The sequence below is a fragment of the Saccharibacillus sp. O23 genome (assembly GCF_002205895.1).
GTDB lineage: Bacteria > Bacillota > Bacilli > Paenibacillales > Paenibacillaceae > Saccharibacillus.
On the sequence record NZ_NJDE01000003.1, the window covers coordinates 36,645 to 53,715 of the forward strand.

Annotated in this window: 15 protein-coding genes; 5 read left to right on the forward strand and 10 right to left on the reverse strand. The window is 60.3% G+C overall.

What is annotated here, in order from left to right:
- Nucleotides 1–52: 52 nt before the first annotated feature.
- The 4 genes from CDO73_RS04275 to CDO73_RS04290 all read right to left on the reverse strand — a co-directional run bounded on the left by CDO73_RS04275 (nt 53) and on the right by CDO73_RS04290 (nt 5,605).
- A complete protein-coding gene (locus CDO73_RS04275; RefSeq protein ID WP_088487271.1) occupies nt 53–778 on the reverse strand; it encodes a MerR family transcriptional regulator in 726 nt (241 codons plus the stop codon).
- A 43-nt stretch (nt 779–821) separates the two neighbouring features.
- Nucleotides 822–1,601: an Hsp33 family molecular chaperone HslO gene (locus CDO73_RS04280; protein WP_088487272.1), complete on the reverse strand. Its 780-nt coding sequence runs from the start codon at nt 1,599–1,601 to the stop codon at nt 822–824.
- A gap of 172 nt (nt 1,602–1,773) precedes the next feature.
- Complete coding sequence (locus CDO73_RS04285) at nt 1,774–4,065, reverse strand: helicase C-terminal domain-containing protein (protein ID WP_088487273.1); 2,292 nt, start codon at nt 4,063–4,065, stop codon at nt 1,774–1,776.
- A 346-nt stretch (nt 4,066–4,411) separates the two neighbouring features.
- The gene (locus CDO73_RS04290; protein WP_088487274.1) at nt 4,412–5,605 is read right to left on the reverse strand and encodes a C40 family peptidase; all 1,194 of its coding nucleotides are present in this window, start codon (nt 5,603–5,605) and stop codon (nt 4,412–4,414) included.
- Nucleotides 5,606–6,064: 459 nt separating this feature from the next.
- On the opposite strand from CDO73_RS04290, the gene CDO73_RS04295 reads away from it, so the two are divergent.
- On the forward strand, nt 6,065–7,942 hold the full coding sequence (locus CDO73_RS04295) for an LTA synthase family protein (protein ID WP_088487275.1): 1,878 nt from the start codon (nt 6,065–6,067) through the stop codon (nt 7,940–7,942).
- Nucleotides 7,943–8,578: 636 nt separating this feature from the next.
- On the opposite strand, the gene CDO73_RS04300 is transcribed toward CDO73_RS04295, so the two are convergent.
- From CDO73_RS04300 to CDO73_RS04320, 5 genes are read right to left on the reverse strand one after another with little or no spacing between them, the layout of a single operon-like run.
- Nucleotides 8,579–10,258: a HAMP domain-containing sensor histidine kinase gene (locus CDO73_RS04300; protein ID WP_179218562.1), complete on the reverse strand. Its 1,680-nt coding sequence runs from the start codon at nt 10,256–10,258 to the stop codon at nt 8,579–8,581.
- A complete protein-coding gene (locus CDO73_RS04305; protein WP_088487277.1) occupies nt 10,246–10,926 on the reverse strand; it encodes a response regulator transcription factor in 681 nt (226 codons plus the stop codon). The genes CDO73_RS04300 and CDO73_RS04305 overlap by 13 nt, the downstream gene beginning before the upstream one ends.
- A gap of 34 nt (nt 10,927–10,960) precedes the next feature.
- Complete coding sequence (locus CDO73_RS04310) at nt 10,961–11,755, reverse strand: ABC transporter permease (RefSeq protein ID WP_088487278.1); 795 nt, start codon at nt 11,753–11,755, stop codon at nt 10,961–10,963.
- Nucleotides 11,748–12,746 (reverse strand): ABC transporter permease, encoded by a 999-nt coding sequence (locus CDO73_RS04315; RefSeq protein ID WP_088487279.1) that lies wholly within the window; start codon nt 12,744–12,746, stop codon nt 11,748–11,750. Before CDO73_RS04315 ends, CDO73_RS04310 begins: the two co-directional genes overlap by 8 nt.
- Entirely contained in the window at nt 12,743–13,522 is a 780-nt protein-coding gene (locus CDO73_RS04320) for an ABC transporter ATP-binding protein (protein ID WP_088487667.1), read from the reverse strand. The genes CDO73_RS04315 and CDO73_RS04320 overlap by 4 nt, the downstream gene beginning before the upstream one ends.
- Nucleotides 13,523–13,715: 193 nt before the next feature.
- On the opposite strand from CDO73_RS04320, the gene CDO73_RS04325 reads away from it, so the two are divergent.
- Together CDO73_RS04325 and CDO73_RS04330 are read left to right on the forward strand one after the other, a co-directional pair.
- Nucleotides 13,716–14,621: a helix-turn-helix domain-containing protein gene (locus tag CDO73_RS04325; RefSeq protein WP_088487280.1), complete on the forward strand. Its 906-nt coding sequence runs from the start codon at nt 13,716–13,718 to the stop codon at nt 14,619–14,621.
- Complete coding sequence (locus CDO73_RS04330) at nt 14,618–14,845, forward strand: hypothetical protein (protein ID WP_088487281.1); 228 nt, start codon at nt 14,618–14,620, stop codon at nt 14,843–14,845. Before CDO73_RS04325 ends, CDO73_RS04330 begins: the two co-directional genes overlap by 4 nt.
- A 98-nt stretch (nt 14,846–14,943) precedes the next feature.
- On the opposite strand, the gene cidR is transcribed toward CDO73_RS04330, so the two are convergent.
- Nucleotides 14,944–15,852, reverse strand: a complete 909-nt coding sequence (gene cidR, locus CDO73_RS04335; protein ID WP_088487282.1) for a cidABC operon transcriptional activator CidR — start codon at nt 15,850–15,852, stop codon at nt 14,944–14,946.
- 136 nt (nt 15,853–15,988) lie between these two features.
- Between cidR and CDO73_RS04340 the strand changes: the two genes are divergently transcribed.
- Together CDO73_RS04340 and CDO73_RS04345 are read left to right on the forward strand one after the other, a co-directional pair.
- Complete coding sequence (locus tag CDO73_RS04340) at nt 15,989–16,360, forward strand: CidA/LrgA family holin-like protein (protein WP_088487283.1); 372 nt, start codon at nt 15,989–15,991, stop codon at nt 16,358–16,360.
- A complete protein-coding gene (locus CDO73_RS04345; RefSeq protein WP_088487284.1) occupies nt 16,357–17,040 on the forward strand; it encodes a CidB/LrgB family autolysis modulator in 684 nt (227 codons plus the stop codon). Before CDO73_RS04340 ends, CDO73_RS04345 begins: the two co-directional genes overlap by 4 nt.
- The last annotated feature ends 31 nt before the right edge of the window (nt 17,041–17,071 follow it).

Genomic DNA, 17,071 nt, shown 5'->3' on the forward strand with positions numbered 1-17,071 from the left:
CCTAATTGTATGCCCGTAAAAGGCGAATGTCAACTTCGACATACGAAATTTTTCAGAGACCCGATAAGGCCTCCATCATGTATCGGTACAGCCGTTCGTCCAAACCGAAGGAGAGTTCCGAATCGGGATTCGCCGCGTGGAAACGTTCGGCGTTGGCCATCATCTCGGCGCTGCCGCGGGCATAAGCCGACACGATATCTTTCCATTCCCGCGCCAGTCTGCCCGCCTTCTCGGACTGCGGCGGAGTGCCTTTCTCGAATTCGATCCGCAATTCTAGGACGATCCGGGCAAAACGTTCCGATTCGGCGCGCTCGGCGTCGGAATCTCCGTTTGCGTAATCGGCATGCAAAGTCTCGATCTGCCGCCGGGTGAAGTATTTCTCCCGGTCCGATTTCATCGCGCCGAGCAGAAGGGTCAGTTCTTGCGCATTCATCTTCCGCCGGGTTCGCGCCGCGCGCAGCGCTTCCTCCAACTCGCTCAGCAGACGCTGCCGCGCTTCCAGCTCCGAACGAAGCCGACCGATCTGGAGTTCGAGCACCCTCGCCGCTTCGTCGTTTCCGCCGCTTTGCATATCCCGGATTTCTTCCAGCGACAGGCCGATCGACTTGAGCAAGAGAATCCGCTGCAAACGGGACAAATCTTCGGTATCGTACAGCCGGTGACCCGATCCGGTCCTTGCGGAAGGCGAGAACAGCCCGATCTGGTCGTAGTAACGCAGCGTTCTGAGCGTCAGTCCGGTCAAAGCGGACAGCTCGCCCGTTTTCCAATATTTCCGCATGCCGGTTCCTCCTTTCCGTTTCGTTTTCGGTCGCGTTCGGTCGTCATAGATCGTAATGCCGGCCGCAGATCCGGCATACGGCTTCGCGGGCTTTGCCGTTTGCGCCGGACCCGTCCGTCCCGTCCGATCGCTTCAGCCGATCGGCCATTCCCGCCAGCATCTCGCGCGAACAATAGCATTGCCACCGGACAGGGAGCTCGTCCAGCTTGCGCATGCGGCGGACGGGTTCGAGGTCGCGCAGCGCGCCGGGCCGTTCCAGACTTGCCGCAATCCGCCGCAGCAGGCCTTCCGGCGCATTCGGCAGCAGTTGGACAAAGACGGCCTCGGACGATTCGCACCGGCCTTCGTCCATCGCGATCCGGGTTCGCAAGCAGATCTCGTTCTGCTCGCTCTGCCGGAAATAATGTTCGATGCCTCGGGCAACGCTTCGATCCGGCAGATCGGCGATTCCCGTAAATTGTCCGGAAGCGGAACTTCTGACGCCGCGAACCGTTCCGTACGCGCCGAAAGCCGACCGTTCTTCGACATACGCGCGGACGCTGCCGGACGCTTCCGCGTCGACCCGAATCCGCAGCCCGAGCGGGGGCGAGTCGATATTGAAAGTCAGCCGCTGGCCGTCTTTGAGCGTACCGCTCAGCAGGCAGGCCGCGGAGAAGCTCTCGGCCAACGCGTTCGCCGTTTCCGGCCGCTTCGTTCCGGTCCGTTCCAACAGTTCGCGGATCGGGACCGTATTGTCGATCCAGAACACGCGTGCCGCATCTTCATAAGCCAAACCCCGAATCAACGGCGCTTCGGCCGCTTCGGTAATCGTAGGTCGATTCATCGTATCCGCTCCTCTCTACAGCCACTATAAAACATGACGTTACGTCACGTTCAAGTTTTAATTTTCGACGGCTTGCCGTTTTGCGCAAAAAGGCGGCGGCGAACCTCGACGTTCGTTCCGGCGAAAAAAGAAAAGACCTTCACCCCAATCGGTGAAGGTCTTCACGCCGCGTCTACCGCGCGCCCCATTCTTCCGGCAGCAGCGAGCGATACGGCTCCTGCATGAAGCGGTCGTCGGCCAGAATCAGCACTCCCCGGTCTTCTTCGGTGCGAATCAGACGGCCGCCGGCCTGCTGGACTTTGTTCATGCCGGGATAGACGTAAGCGTAGTTGAAACCGCTGCGTCCGCGTTCGTTGAAATAATCGCGAATGATATCGCGCTCCAGCCCGATCTGCGGCAGTCCCACGCCGATGACCGCGACGCCCGTCAGCCGTTCGCCGGTCAGGTCGATGCCTTCGGAGAAGACCCCGCCCATGACGGCGAAGCCGACCAACGTTCGTTCCCGATCCGCCGAGAACGCTTCGAGGAACGACGTGCGTTCCTCTTCGCTCATGCCGGAATCCTGCCCGATGATCTCGATCTTCTCGCGGTCGATCCGCGTCTCGAACGCCTGCCGGACCTCTTGCAAATACGCGTACGAAGGGAAAAAGAACAAATAATTGCCCGGCCTTCCGCTCACCGCTTCGGCCAACGCGATCGCCAGCGTCTCGCGCGTCCGTTCCCGGTCGCGGAACCGCGTCGACACCGGCAGCACCCGCACTTCGAGCTGCTCGGGGCTGAACGGGGAGGGAATCGACAAGGTATAATCGTCTTCCGCCGCGCCGAGCATCTCCCGATAGAAGCCGAGCGGAGCGAGCGTCGCCGAGAAATACACGGCGGAACGGTAATTCTTCGAAGCTTGCAGCAGCAGCTCCGAAGGATCGAGGCAGAACATCTTCATCCGGACTTCGTTTCCGTCCGTTTCCACGTACGTCACGTATTGATCGCCGTACAGCCGGCCGATCCGCAGGAACGTCTGGGCGGCGAAATACGCGTTCAGCAGTTCTTCTTCCGCTTCCGCCCCATGTACGCTCACCAACGCGTTCTCCGCCTGTTCGACGAACGGTTCCAACAGTTTGAACATCACTTCGGGCGGTTCGTTTCCGACGAACTTCCCTTCTTCGCCCGCCTGCTTGCGCAGCAGGATCAGATAGGCGTTGATGCGGTCGGCCGCCGCGCGCACGCCTTCGTGCACGCCTTTGTAACCGCGCTTGATCTCCAGAAAAGCGGACTTGAGCAGATCCGCCGAGAACATCTCGCGGCCCCGATCGACCAAGTTATGCGCTTCGTCGACGAGCAGCGCCGATTTGCCGCGCTGTTCGTCGGACAGCCGTTTGAACGCGATGCGCGGATCGAACACGTAGTTATAGTCGCAGACGACCACGTCCGCCGCGTAGGCCGCGTCGAGCGAGAACTCGAACGGGCAGACCGTATGCTTGCGGGCATACGTCTCCAGCACGTCGCGCGTGATTCTCGTTTCGTTCTCGAACAGGTCGATCAGCGCCTCGTTGATGCGGTCGTAATAGCCGATCGCGAAGCGGCAGCCGCCGCCCGCGCAGTCTTCTTCTTCCTTGAAGCAGACTTTGTCTTTGGCCGTGATCGTCACCGAACTGAGATAAGCGCCTCCGCGTTCGAGCAGCGACAGCGCTTCTTCCGCTCCCGCTCTTGTCGTCGTCTTCGCCGTCAGGTAATAAATCCGTCCGATCAACCCTTCGCCGATCGCTTTGACGGCCGGGAACAAGGTCGAGATCGTCTTGCCGGTTCCGGTCGGCGCGCGCGCCAGCAGATTCTTCTCTTCGCGCACCGTCTTGAACACCGCGCCCGCGAACAGCCGCTGCCCTTCGCGATAGCGCCCGAACGGAAACGCCATCGCCATTGCTGCGGCATTGCGTTTCTCTTCCCGCCGCTTGAGCAGCAGCGCGAACGGCGCGTACCGTTCGGCCACGTCCTGCACGAACGCGGTCAATTCTTCGCGCGTTTTCGTTTCGGTGCGCACGCTGCGTTCGCCGCCCGGCTTATGCACGTACGTCAGCCGCACGCCGACCCGCTCCAACTCCATCTCCTCTGCGAACATGTACGCATAGAAGCGCGCCTGCGCCCAATGCACGTCGCGGCCTTCGCCGATCTGTTCGGGCAGTTCCGACGTCGATTTGATCTCGTCGATCGTATAGAGGCCGTCTTCGCCCAGCAGCAGGCCGTCGCATCGCCCTTCCACCTGCACGAGCAGCTCGCCCGCGGCGCAGGTCAATTCCGTTTTCAGAAATACTTCTTTGCGGTCGTTCTCTCCGTATTTCTCCTGCACTTCGCGGTGGATCCGCGTACCTTCCTGAAGCGTCACGCCGAAACGCGTGCCCGATTCCAAGCTGCCGCTGCGAAATACGTACTCCACCAACGGTCGAACCGAAGTTTTTACCGTATAAGGCATGCCTACTCCTCCTTTCCGAAAAAGCCATGGTAAGTTGACCGCATTGAGTCCAAGGTTTGAGCCTTTCGGAAACACGCACGGTTCAAGCGGGTTTTTGAAGAGCGAAACCTAACCTCTTAAGCGGTCAGCGCAGTGGGGTGCGCTCCGCGATTTTCGCCGTTTTTTTTGTTCATTCAGGGTGACGAAACCGGGGTCTTGCGCGTCTATCCTATTATAGGCCGAGCGGAGATCCGCTTCGACCCTATACGTCTGCCGCCGAAACAGCTTGCGAGCCGTCAGCAAAAAGCGGCCTTCGCCGCAAAGCGAAAGCCGCCTTCTTATTTACCCGTCGATCGCCCGTTTGCCCTTATTGCAGCACGCGTCTGGCCGATACGTAATGGTCCTGCCAATACTGCAAGCTGAGATCGGAGACCACTACGCCGTTCTTGCTGGCGCTGTTGTGCACCAGATGGCCTTCGCCGTCGTAGATGCCGACGTGGCCGATCAGGCCGGGCACGCTGCTCCAGAAGAACAGCAGGTCGCCTTTTTGCCATTGGTCTTTGTCGACCGCGATCCCGACGTCTTTCTGATACGCCGTGCCGACGGGGATGTTCACGCCGGACAAGCCGAATACATAACGCGTGAACGAAGAGCAGTCGAACAGCACCGGCGCTTCGTTCTTGCCGAAGCCGTAATGCGTGATGCCTTGAAGCGACAAAGCGCTCGCGATGATCTGATCCGCGGACGCCGGCGCGACCGCGCCGGTTGCAGGAAGACCGGACGGCGGCAGAAGCAGCGACGGGTCGGACGCGGACGAATCGTCGTCCGTCTGCGGCGCGCTAACGACGGTCGACGGCGCGGAAGCCGGAACGCTCGGCGTCGCCGAAGCGTCGGCGTTCGTCGACCCGTCCGCCAACGTGTACGAGACGTAACCGGTCGAGACGTAGCCGGTCACGCCGCTCGCATCCGTGATCTTCAGCCAAGCGGAATTCGCCAGCTCGACGGCGGCGAAGTTCTCGCCCGCCGGCAGCACGCGGTATACGTCGCTGCCCGTTACCGGTTGGGAACGGAAATTGACGTTCTTGGTCACCACTCCGCTGCCTGTCGGCTGCGCGGAAGGCTGAACCGAAGGCGCTGCCGCTGCAGGGGCGGCCGGCGCGGCCGGCGTCTTAACGGACGAAGGCGCCGCTGCAGGGGCCGAAGCCGGTTTGACCGTCGAGGCGGCCGGTTTGCCGGAAGCCGCGGACGACGACGAAGAAGCGGCGGCCGGATTCGGCAGCACGGAGACTTCTTTGATCGCTTTGGCATAGCTTACGTAGGCGGCGGACACGTATCCCACTTTGTCGCCGGCTTGGACTTTGAGCCAGTACGCGTTGGGTTCCGCCAGCACTTCGAATTTGGTGCCGGGCTGAAGCGTGCGGTACACGCTGCCTTCCGAAGCCGAAGGAGCCGAACGGAGGTTGACCGGACGTTCCACTTTGCCGGGAGAAGCTTCCGCGACGACGGGGACGGTCACTAGCAGAGCGGATGCTGCAAACAGACTGAAGACGTTTCTTTTCATGAGAGCCTCCTTGTAAGTCGTTGGGCGCTTCCGGACGGAAAACGGCCGAAAACGGTAAATTCTTGCGTTCAAAGCCGACTGACGGGTTCACTACCGCCATTTTATCTTTTATCGTCCCGAATCGCCAGCTTTTTAGCCGGAACGACGCCGAATTTATTAACGAATCTTTAAATGGGAAAAACGTTTTTGACATCTTTCGCAAGCAAGAGCATAATAGCTAAGGATTTAGGGTCGGACGCCTCGAAAATGGGGCAAATCGCTCCAAACGGGTTAACGCTATATAACAGGTTCTCCGAGGCCGCTCGCGCCCGACGGAAACCCTTATCGCGATCGCCGGGCGCTATCCCGACTCCGCCGCTTGCATGCCGGCGCTTTTTCCGTTCCGCGTCGATCGGATCGGACGGACGCTCGCGCAAGCGCGCGCATTTTATCACTATCCGAATAAAGGAGCTCTGTACCGTGGAAGCTATCAAAAATTGGCGGTCATTGCTGACTCGCCCTTTCATCTTGTTCACCTTGATCCTGTTGGTCAAAGGATACATCGCTTGGGGCCCGATCTTCGAAGATACGCCGCTCTGGGGACCGCTCCTGACGGAGATTCCTTTCCTGTGGATCATCTTCTGCCTGTTCGAATGGCTCGCGACCAAACGCAAACTGTTGTGGTACATGATCACCAACCTGCTGGTGACGGCGCTGTTCTTCACGGCGATCATTTACTTCAAATATTACGGCGTCGTGGTCAATTACCATGCGCTCGATCAGAGCCGTCAGGCGGTCGAAGTCAGCGACAGCGTCGTCTCGCTGCTCGCGCCGCAGTATCTGCTGATCTTCACCGACATCATCGTGCTCACCGTCTGGTTCTTCGTCAGCAAGAAGGCGCGGAAATGGCGGCAGAACGTCGTGCATCACCGGATGAGCCGCCGCGTCGTCGGCAGCCTGCTGATCGTCTCGCTCGTGCTGTGCACGATGAACGTCTGGCCGAACCGCGCCAGCATGAACGAAGTGGTCAAAGCCGAGAAAATGGGCATCTTGAACTACGAAGCGTATACGCTGCTGACGGACCGCGAAGAAGAACCGGTGCCGCTGAATCAGATCACGCAGGCGAAGATCGACGGCCTCAAAGGCATCGAAGAACCCGCGAAACCGAATTACTTCGGAGCGGCCAAAGGCAAAAACCTGATCATCCTGCAGATGGAGTCGCTTCAGAACTTCATGGTCGGACTCAAGATCGACGGTCAGGAGATCACGCCGAACCTGAACAAACTGTCGGAGGAAGGCTTGTACTTCCCGAACTTCTATCAGAGCGCGGGTCAAGGCAATACGTCGGACGCCGAGTTCACCGTCAATACGTCGTTCTATATTCCGCCGCGCAAAGCGGCCGTCATCGCCTACGGCGAGAAAGATCTGCCGAGCCTGCCGAAGCTGCTGAAGTCGAACGGTTACCAAACGGCCACGTTCCATACGAACGACGTGACTTTCTGGAACCGGAACCAGTTGTACGCGGCGCTGGGCTTCGACAAATATTACGATAAGAGCTTTTTCGGGACGGACGATACGGTCTTCTTCGGTTCTTCCGACGAAGTGCTGTACGCCAAGACGACGGACCAGCTGCAAAAAATGGACGAATCGGATCAGCCGTTCTACGCGCAGCTCATCTCGATGAGCTCGCACCATCCGTTCACCATTCCGGAATCCAAATATAAAATGAAACTTCCGGAACGCTACGAAGGCACGCTGGTCGGCGATTACATCCGGGCGCAGAACTATGCCGACTACTGCCTCGGACTGCTGATCGACGAACTCAAAGAAAAAGGCCTGTGGGACGACAGCCTGCTGATGCTCTACGGCGACCATCTCGGCCTGCCCGTTCATTCGATGAACGAACAGGATCTTGAGCTCGCCAAAGAAATCTTCGGCCACGATTATACGTACAGCGACATGCCGAACATTCCGTTCATGATTCTGGGCGCCGGCGCGACGGGCGCTTCGAACGTGCAGAAGCAGCTCGGCGCGCAGGTGGACATTCTGCCGACGGCCGCGAATCTGCTGGGCATCTCGCTCAAAGATCATATCCACTTCGGGCAGGATCTGCTGAATCAGCAGGAGAACATGATACCGGAGCGCTATTATTGGCCTTCCGGCTCCCTGATCGCGGGCGATACGCTGTTCATTCCGGGCACCAGCTTCGAAGACGGCACCTATTATCCGCTCAAAAAAGGCGGAACCTCGACAGGCGGCGTCACCGAAGACCAGTTCAACCGGATGCTGGAACTGTTCGAACTGTCGAGCAGTTACGTTCGCCAGCAGCCGGACCGGCCGGAAGCCGCGGAAGAGTAGGATTCGATTCGGAAGCGAATATGGCGTACAAGAAAAAGAACCGCCGCACGGGCCGCGAAAGGCTGCTCGTGCGGGCGGTTCTTTTTTATTTCGCCGGGGTTGCGGGATAAGCGGCGGAGCGGCGGATGTTGAATCGAATCGCCGATCCGGCAGTCGTCGATCCGGCAGTCGTTCATGACCGCATCGGCGGCATTGACGACGTCGGCGGATGGATGTCAAAGTCCGGCGCATCACTTCGCGGCGCGTGCGTTCAAAGCCGAACGCCCGCTAACGGATCGTAGATTCGTTAGCGGGCGTTTTCGCCAGGTTTGAAATTTTTAACGGATCGTAGATCCTTTAAAAGAAGATTTACGGCGAAAAAGCGAAGAATTCGACGCGATTTCGCTTCTAAGCGTCGCCTCGTTCCGTTAGAAAACGAAAAGGCCGAATTTCGGGCTCTAAGCGTCATCTGGTTCCGTTAGAACGCCCAAAGGCGAAAAAGCGAGGAAATTCCGCATGTCCGAAGCGGCGGAATCGCTCAAAAGGCAGGACCTGACTCGGCGAGCGGGGATGCGCGGATTCGGGCGTTCCCTCCGCGCGGCTCGCCCTAGGGCCGCCTTCGATCTAAGGCGCCTAAGCGCATTTGCGCTCAGCGTACTAGTCCAGCTCCGATACGGAGAAGCGGACGCTGGCGCCGCCTTCGGGGCGGTTCTGCGCGGCGATCTCGCCGCCGTGCAGGCGCACGACGGTCCGGGCGATGAACAGCCCGAGACCCGAGTGCCCGCCGCCCGGATCGGCGGCGGAAGACCTTGCCGCATCTTCGCGATAGAACTTCTCGAAGATGCGGCCGCCCCCGGCTTCGGCGAAGCCGGGGCCGTCGTCGCGCACTTCGAATTCGGCCCCGCCGGGCCGAACGGTCAGCTTCAGCGCGACGGTGCCGCCCTCCGGCGAATAGCGGAGGGCATTGTTGATCAGGTTGTCCAGCACCCGATTGATCCGGTGCTGGTCCAACCTCAGCGGGCCGCGGTCGCCCTCGGCCCGCAGGTCCCGCATTTCCGGCGCGAAGACGACGCCTCGTTTGCGGCACAGGAACGCGTACTCCCGCCCTTTGGCGCGGACGGCCTCCGCCAGATCGATCGGTTCCGGACTCAGCGAGAAGTCCGGACGTTCCACCCGGGCGGCCTCCGACAGATCGGCCGTCAGCGCGATCGAACGCTCCGCCGCGCCGAGAATCGTCTCGGCGTAGCGCAGCGCGCGCTCGGGGCGTCGGCCTCCGTCTTCGAGCATGACTTCGGCATGTCCGCGGATCACGCTGAGCGGCGTGCCCAGATCGTGCGCGACCGCCGCGATCATGTCGCGGCGCTCCCGCTCCGATTCCCATTCGCGCCGAAGCGATTGGCGCAGCGCTTCGCGCATCTGCTCGAACGCCGCGAGCAGTTGGTTCAGCTCGCGGACGCCCGTCCGCCGTCCGCCGAGCGAGAAATCCAGATCGTGTTCGCGGATCTTCTCCGCGCCTTCGATCAGACGGTCGAACGGCTCTTCGATCCGCCGGCTGAGGCGGCGGCCGCTCAGGACGGTGAACCCGTACAGATAAGCGAACGGCGCGGCCGCCATCAGCAGGCCGCCCAGAATCAGAACCGCGCCGCGTTCCGGATTGGCCGACGCTGCCGTCAATTTGTAGCGCAGCGCGATCGCGCCTTCGAACTGTCCGTCCGCGCCGAAGAGCGGCTCGTATTGAATAAAATAGCCGCCGGACGACACATGGTCGTTCAGCCGCTCCAGCAGCTCGGCTTCGCCCCGAATCCGGGCGTCGCCGGACGATTCGAACGAGCCGTAGACTTTGCGGCCCTGCGGATCGTAGACTTCGTAGGCCATGCCTTCGGCGGGCACGATCGCGTCGACTGCGGCGCGCGCGTCGGGCGCGGCCGGATGTTCCAGCGCGCGGACCTGCGCCGCGATCTCGGGAATCCGGCTCTCGTAATAATTCGCCGGACGCAGCGAAGACGCCGTCAGCGTCAACAGGCCGAGGAGCAGCGCCCAAGTCAGCGCGGTCGCCAGCACGCTCAGCAGCAGCGTGCGATGGAAAGCCCGCTGGATCAGCGCCTTGAGCGGCCGCTCTTTCGGCTGCCGGTTTCGCCCCTCGCGTCCGCCCGATCCTTGCCCGAACGTCGTGCCTTTCGACTCCGCTGACGTTTCGCCCTTTCCTGCGGCCTTTTCGGCAGACGCTCCAGCTTCGGCTTGCCCCGCTAATCGTTCCGCTCTTCCGCTTTCGAGCAGGCCGGAAGTATCCGCTCGCGTCCGCCGGCGCTCCTCCCCGCTTCCGTTCAAGCCTGCCATCGATAGCCCACTCCCCATACGGTCCCGATCGGATTCGATCCGGGTTCGGCCGCGGCGAGCTTGGCCCGAACCTTCTTGACGTGTTCGGTGACGGTCGCCGAATCGCCGTCCGCTTCCAGTCCCCAGATACGCTCGTAGATGTCTTCGCGCGCGAACGCTTGAGACGGATGCAGCGCCAGCAGCAGCAGGATGTCGAACTCTCTCGCCGTCATCGGCACGTTTCGTTCCCCGACTTTCACTTCGCGCCCTTTGGCGTCGATCGCGAGCTGCCCGAACCGCAGAAAACGGTCCGCGGCCGCCCGCTCTCTTTTTTCCCGGCGCAGATGCGCGTAGATTCTCGTCTTGAACTCGCGCAGACCGAACGGCTTCACCAGATAATCGTCGCCGCCGGCCATCAGGCCGCGCACCCGGTCTTCTTCCGATCGACGCGCGCTCACGAACAAGATCGGACAGGACGCGCTCTCGCGGATCGCTTCGCACAGCGCGTAGCCGTCCATGCCCGGCATCATCACGTCCAGCACCACGACGTCCGGTTTGCGCGGAAGAAGCGCCAGCGCTTCTTCCCCGCCGTACGCGCACAGCACTTCGTATCCTTCGTCTTCCAGCGCGTCGCGCATAAACGCCACGACGTCCCGTTCGTCGTCTACCAGCAGGACCCGTTCCGCCATGCCGTCGCCTCCTTTTCCCCGGCTTTCGCCGGATTCATTGCGTCCATTCTCTTCGTTTCCAGCTCCATGTTCCCATTATAGCGCAGACCGCCAACACGGCGCAGACGATCCAGCCGAGCGAAGCGTCGCGCCCGCCGAGCCAGCCGAACACGGAATCCGAGACCGACAGCAGGAACGTCAGTCGGTCCGAGACGTAGATGCCGCCCAAGATCACCGCCAGCACGCCGATATACGCCAATACGGGATTCGGCAGCAGGCGCGCTACGACCCCGCCGATCCCCAGCAGCGCCGCGAACACGCAGAGCGCCGCGCCGTAGAACGCCAATCCGAACAACAGCGCGCCGGACAAGCCGACCGTTCCCGCGCCGATCAGCGTCGTTTCTTCGACGCGCGGCATGAAGATCAGGCCGAACGCCGTGCCGATCGCCCAAGTCGCCAACGTCAGCGCGCCGACCGTCAGGACCAACACCAGCCATTTGACGACGAACAGTTCGGCTCGCGAGACCGGACGGATCAGAGCGAGGCGCAGCGCGCCGGACGATACGTCGCCTCCGAAGCTGTCCGCGGCAAGCATGGGAATCAGGACGAAATTCATCAGAATCGCCAATTCCCGCAGCAGAAAAGGCGAAGTATTCAGCGAATCCAGCTTCACGCTGTGCGCCGGGTCGTAGAAGCTGGTACCGCCCATCGCCAGAAACGCGCATTCGAGCAGCACGAAGATCAGATAGGCGAAAGCGGCCGCCCACGTTCTTTTGCGTTTGAACACCCGCTGGGCTTCGCTTCGGATCAGATTGCCGAGCTTGACGGACGAACCCGCTTTTTTACTCATAAGAATCTCTCCTTTTCCATATCCATGCCGTCAACCCGCCGAACAACAGGCCGTACCCCGACAGCACGGACAGATTCCAGAAAAATAATCCGTGCAGGTTCGCCAGCATCGCGGCCAAGCCTTCCCATTCGATCGTCAGCAGCGACAGAAAATATATCCGCACGTACGCCTCGGCTTCGAACCACGGCCGGAAATACGACAAAGCCGTCGGCAGCGCGTAAGACAGCAGCAGAAAGCCGATTCCCAGACCGAGCGAAGCCGTCGCGGAACGCGCGATGGAGGCGATGCAGAAGATCACGGTCAGCAGCACCGCCGAGGCCAGCGCGGCCAGCGCGTAATAGCCGAGATCGTATATCAAACCCTGCGCGTACGTGACCGTGCCCGCCCCGTAAAACAGCGGATACCGTTCCGGCTTCGGAAACCCGATCGCTCCGATCGCCGCCGAACACACGAAATACGTTCCCAATTGAATCCATACATACAGCAGCGAGACCAGCCATTTGGCCGCCATGATCCGGCGCAGCGAAACGGCTCGCAGCATCCCCATGCGAAGCTGCCCGCTCCGATACTCTTCCGTGACCGACAATCCCGCCAATACGAGCATCATTCCGCTGAAAGCGGTGATGAGCATCTCCGCCAGCGCCAGCACCGGCATATTGCCCGCCGTCGCGTACTCCGGCAGCCCCGGTTGCAGCGAAGCGTTCTGCAGCAGCAGGTATTTGGCCGAGATCAGCGCGAGCAGAGGAGCCGCGCAGGCCATCCATCTCACGCCGCGCCGTTTCCACAGCCGCTGCCATTCCGCCGCGAACACTCGTCCGAACCCGATGCGCTCGCCGCCGGCTTCCCGCCTACCGGCATCCGGCCGACGCTGCCGCGCCGGAGCGCTGCCGGAATGTCCGACCGAACGTTCGCCCGTCTGCGCAAGCGGCCCGACCGATGTTTCTTCGCGGCATGCGCCGAGCGACACGTCCGCTTGTTCGTTTCCGCTCATCGGATCATCATCTCCACGAACGCTTCTTCCAGACTGTCGCGACTGCCGATCATTTCGTCGCGGCTGCCCGCAAACACGTTTTCGCCTTCGCGGATGACCACGATGCGATCGCAGATCTTTTGCAGCTCGTCCAACAGATGGCTGGAGACGAGCACCGTTTTGCCGAATTCCAGCTTGAGCCGCAGAATCAGTTCGCGCAGTTCCCGGATGCCCATCGGATCGAGCCCGTTGGCCGGTTCGTCGAGAATCAGCAGTTCCGGATCGCCGAGCAGCGCCTGCGCGATGCCGAGCCGCTGCTTCATGCCGAGCGAATACGTTTTGACTTTGTCGTCCGCCCGTTTGTCCATGCGCACGATCTCCAGCACTTCGCTTACTCTGCGATCCCGGGCGGCGCGGTCCGGCAGGTTCGGATGCAGCAGCGCCAGATTATGCAGATTCTCGCGGCCCGTCATATAAGGGAAGAAGATCGGGGATTCCACGATCGCGCCGACATGCAGCACCGCTGCTTCCCTCTCCTGCGCGACGCTGCGCCCGCCGATCCGGACATCGCCGGAATCGGGACGGATCAACCCCGTCATGACGCGGATCAGCGTCGTTTTGCCTGCTCCGTTGGGTCCCAGCAGCCCGCAGATTTCGCCGCGTTCCACTCGAAACGAGACTTCCTTCAGCAGCGTGCGCCGACGGGCTTTTTTCGTGACGTTTCCGATCTCGACCAACGGATGTTCCGCCTGCGGGACGTCCGTTTCGTTCCTTTTCGCGTTTCGCGCAATTTCCATTTTCGTTTCGCCTTCTTTCTTCGGACCGCGCGTTTTCCGCATCCGGTTCCGCTTCGTTGATCCCAGTGTAGAAGGCAAATCTAAAGAAAGCATAAAGGAGCGGTACGACAGCGAAGCCGAATATTTTTTCGCAAAAAAAGTCAAAACGCCGCTTCGGGCCTTCTGGTACTCTGTACACGAGGGAGGCGTTCACGTGAGCTATCTACCCGCCGTACAAAAAACGATCGATTATATCGAGCGTCATCTGGAGCAAGAATTGACGGGAGAACGGATCGCGGCCGAAGCCGGGTTCTCGTTCCACCATTTCCATCGCATCTTCCAAAGCGAGACCGGCATGACGATGTCGGATTACGTCCGCTCGAGAAGATTGGCCGGAGCGGCGTCCGCGCTGCTGCATACCGACGAACGCATACTCGATCTCGCGCTGCGCTGCGGGTTCGAGTCGCAAGAAGCGTTCGGACGGGCATTCAAAAAAATCTACGGGCTGCCGCCCGCGCGTTATCGCAGATGGATGGGCGGCATGCTGGACAAGGAGGACGATTCGATGCAAACGAAGCAGAATCAAACGGAATCGACGATCAAAGGCTGGTTTTTGAGCGGCAGCCATCCTTTTCATTACGAGATGGGGATCGACCGCAAAGAAGCGCATCGGGGCACCGGCTCGGGCTATCTGAAATCGGTCCTGTCCGAATCGCCGGAGCAGTTCGGCACGATGATGCAGGCGTTCCGCGCGGACGACTATCGGGGCAAAAGGCTGCGTCTGTCGGCGTTCGTCAAAACGCGAGAAGTCGATCCGGGCTTCGCGGCGCTGTGGATGCGGGTAGATTCGGCCGACGGCGACGTGCTTCAGTTCGACAATATGGCGAACCGCCCGCTGACCGGGACGTCGGAATGGAACCATTACGCGATCGTGCTCGACATACCGACAAGCAGCGACAGCATTTCGTTCGGCGCGCTGCTCAGCGGATCCGGACAGATCTGGGTAGACGGCTTCTCGTTCGAAGAAGTGCCGGATACGGTACCGACGACCAATCTGGAAACTTCCGGCGCGCTGCATAAGGATCCGGTCAACTTGAATTTCGAGGAGGACCTGAAGTGAACCGTAATGCATTTGCCTCCAAAACGGTCGCCGCTCTCGCCGTCGCCGCGCTCGTCTGCCTCGCCAATTATCTGATCTCGTGGTGCCTCGGCGGCGTGCTTGGCAAGTTTCCGTTCGAAGCCGATTCGCTATGGTCGGTTCGAAGCGGCGTCATCTTTGCGATCGCCTTCGTATTCGCTCTCGCCGGAAACTGGAAAATCTCGGCGGCGAAACGACGCGCGTGAACATTCGTTTTCGTTTATCCGCGCATGCGGAAAAGCCGTCTACAGAGAGTGCGACTCTCTGTAGACGGCTTTTTGCGCGTTTTTCCGACGCCGCCGCTTTATTTTCTTGTATCTTCGACCGGCGTGCCGCCGAGCCATTCGCGGGTGAACGAAATCCATTCCCGCGCCGCGTAAGACTGATAACGATCTTTGTGCCAGATCACGCCGAGCCTCCACCAGATCGAAGGTTCTTCCATCGGGACGACGGCGACCGCTTTGCCCGACGCTTGGCGGCAGATGGTCTCGGGGAGCAGCGCCACGCCGAGGCCGGCCGCCACCATCTCGCTGATCAGGTCCCACTGCGAACTTTCGTAGACGATTCTCGGATGGAACCCCGCTTGCAGGCATTCGTTGATGATGCGGTCGTGAAGCGTGAAGTCTTCCCGGAAAAACACGAAGTTCTCCTGCGCCAGCCCGGCCAACGTCGCGCTCGCGGAACCGGCCAGCGGATGCGAAGCGGGCACGATCAGATTCAGGCGTTCTTCGGCGAATTGGAACGAGTCGAAAACGTCGAACGTGAGCGGCAGCACCACCACGCCGATATCGAGCCGTCCTTCCGCCACGTCGGACTCGACCTTTTTGGCGCCGTCTTCGAACACTTGCAGCGTCACGTCGGGATAACGGTCATGGAACGCGCCGATGACTTTGGGAAAAAAGCTCGATCCGACCATCGGCGGCAGTCCGATCCGGATCTGTCCGCGTTTGAGGTCCGCGAGATCGCCGAGCTGAGCCGACAGATTGGAGAACGACTGCGTGATCGCCTGCGCCTGCTCGACCACCACGCGGCCCGCATCGGTCAATTCGATTTTTTTGCCGATCCGATCGAACAAGGTCACGCCCAGTTCTTCTTCGAGCTGCCGGATCGCTTTGCTGATCGCCGGTTGGCTGAGATACAGCGATTCCGCCGCTCGAGTGAAGCTCCGAAGCCTCGCCGTTTCCAAGAAATAATGCAAATGCCGGATATCCATCGTTTTCCGCTCCTATCATAACCATAAGGAATGATTTTCATTCTTTATATTCATTTTACTTATGAAAAGAATGGTTGTAAAATTTTCATTACAGAGAATAACTTACAGAACGTTAGGAAAGGACAGGGCATCTTCCATGAAAAAAATGCTGCTTGCCGTTATTCAAGTCGCGGCTCTGATGGGTTTCTCCGAGCTGATGAACCGCATCGCGATCTGGACCCATCTGCCGATCCCCGGCAGCATCCTCGGCATCTTCGCGCTCTTCCTGCTCCTTCAGTTTCGCATCGTCAAGTTGGAATGGATCGAGCTGGGCGCCGCATGGCTGCTCGCCGAACTGCTGCTTTTCTTTATCCCCGCCGCCGTCGGCGTCATGAATTATATCCCGATGCTCGAGCAAGACGGCATCCGCATTCTCGCCGTCGTCGTGTTCAGCACATTGATTGTTATGATCAGCTCGGGCCTGCTGGCCGGAGCTTTATCCCGAAGAAAGGAGACCCGCCCGTCATGATCGGACAAGCGATTACTTATCTTACCGCGACCCTCGTCATCTATTATGCCGCCAAATGGGTCTACCGCAAACATCCGAAAGTCTATCTCTCGCCGCTGCTCGTCACGCCGCTCCTGCTGGTGCTGATCCTGCTGGTCACGCATTCTTCGTATACCAGTTATAACGCCGGAGGCGTCTGGTTGTCCAAACTTCTTCAACCCGCGACCGTGGCTTTCGCGGTTCCGCTGTACAAGAATCTCCAAACGCTCAAAAAGCATGCCGGCGAGATCGTCGCCAGCGTCCTGTTCGGTTCCTTGATGGCGATGTCGTCGTCCGCTCTGCTGGCGCGAATGATGCATTTGAACGGCGAGCTCGCGCACAGCCTCGTTCCGCGTTCCGTGACCACGCCGATCGCCATGAACGTCTCGCAGATGATCGGCGGCGTGCCGACGATCACGGCAGTATTCGTCATCATGACCGGCCTGCTCGGCGCGATGATGGGACCGTCGGTCGTGAAGCTGCTCCGCATCGAAGGCGACATCGCCCGAGGCGTGTTGTTCGGCACGAGCGCTCACGGCACGGGCACTTCGAAAGCGTTCGAGATCAATCCGCTTGCCGGCACGATCTCCAGCATCTCCATGATTCTGGCGGCGCTGTTCACGCTGGCCGCTGCTCCGGCGCTGCTCGGCCTGCTCGGTTAATAAGGAAAAGGAAATCCGCGATCGTTCCATC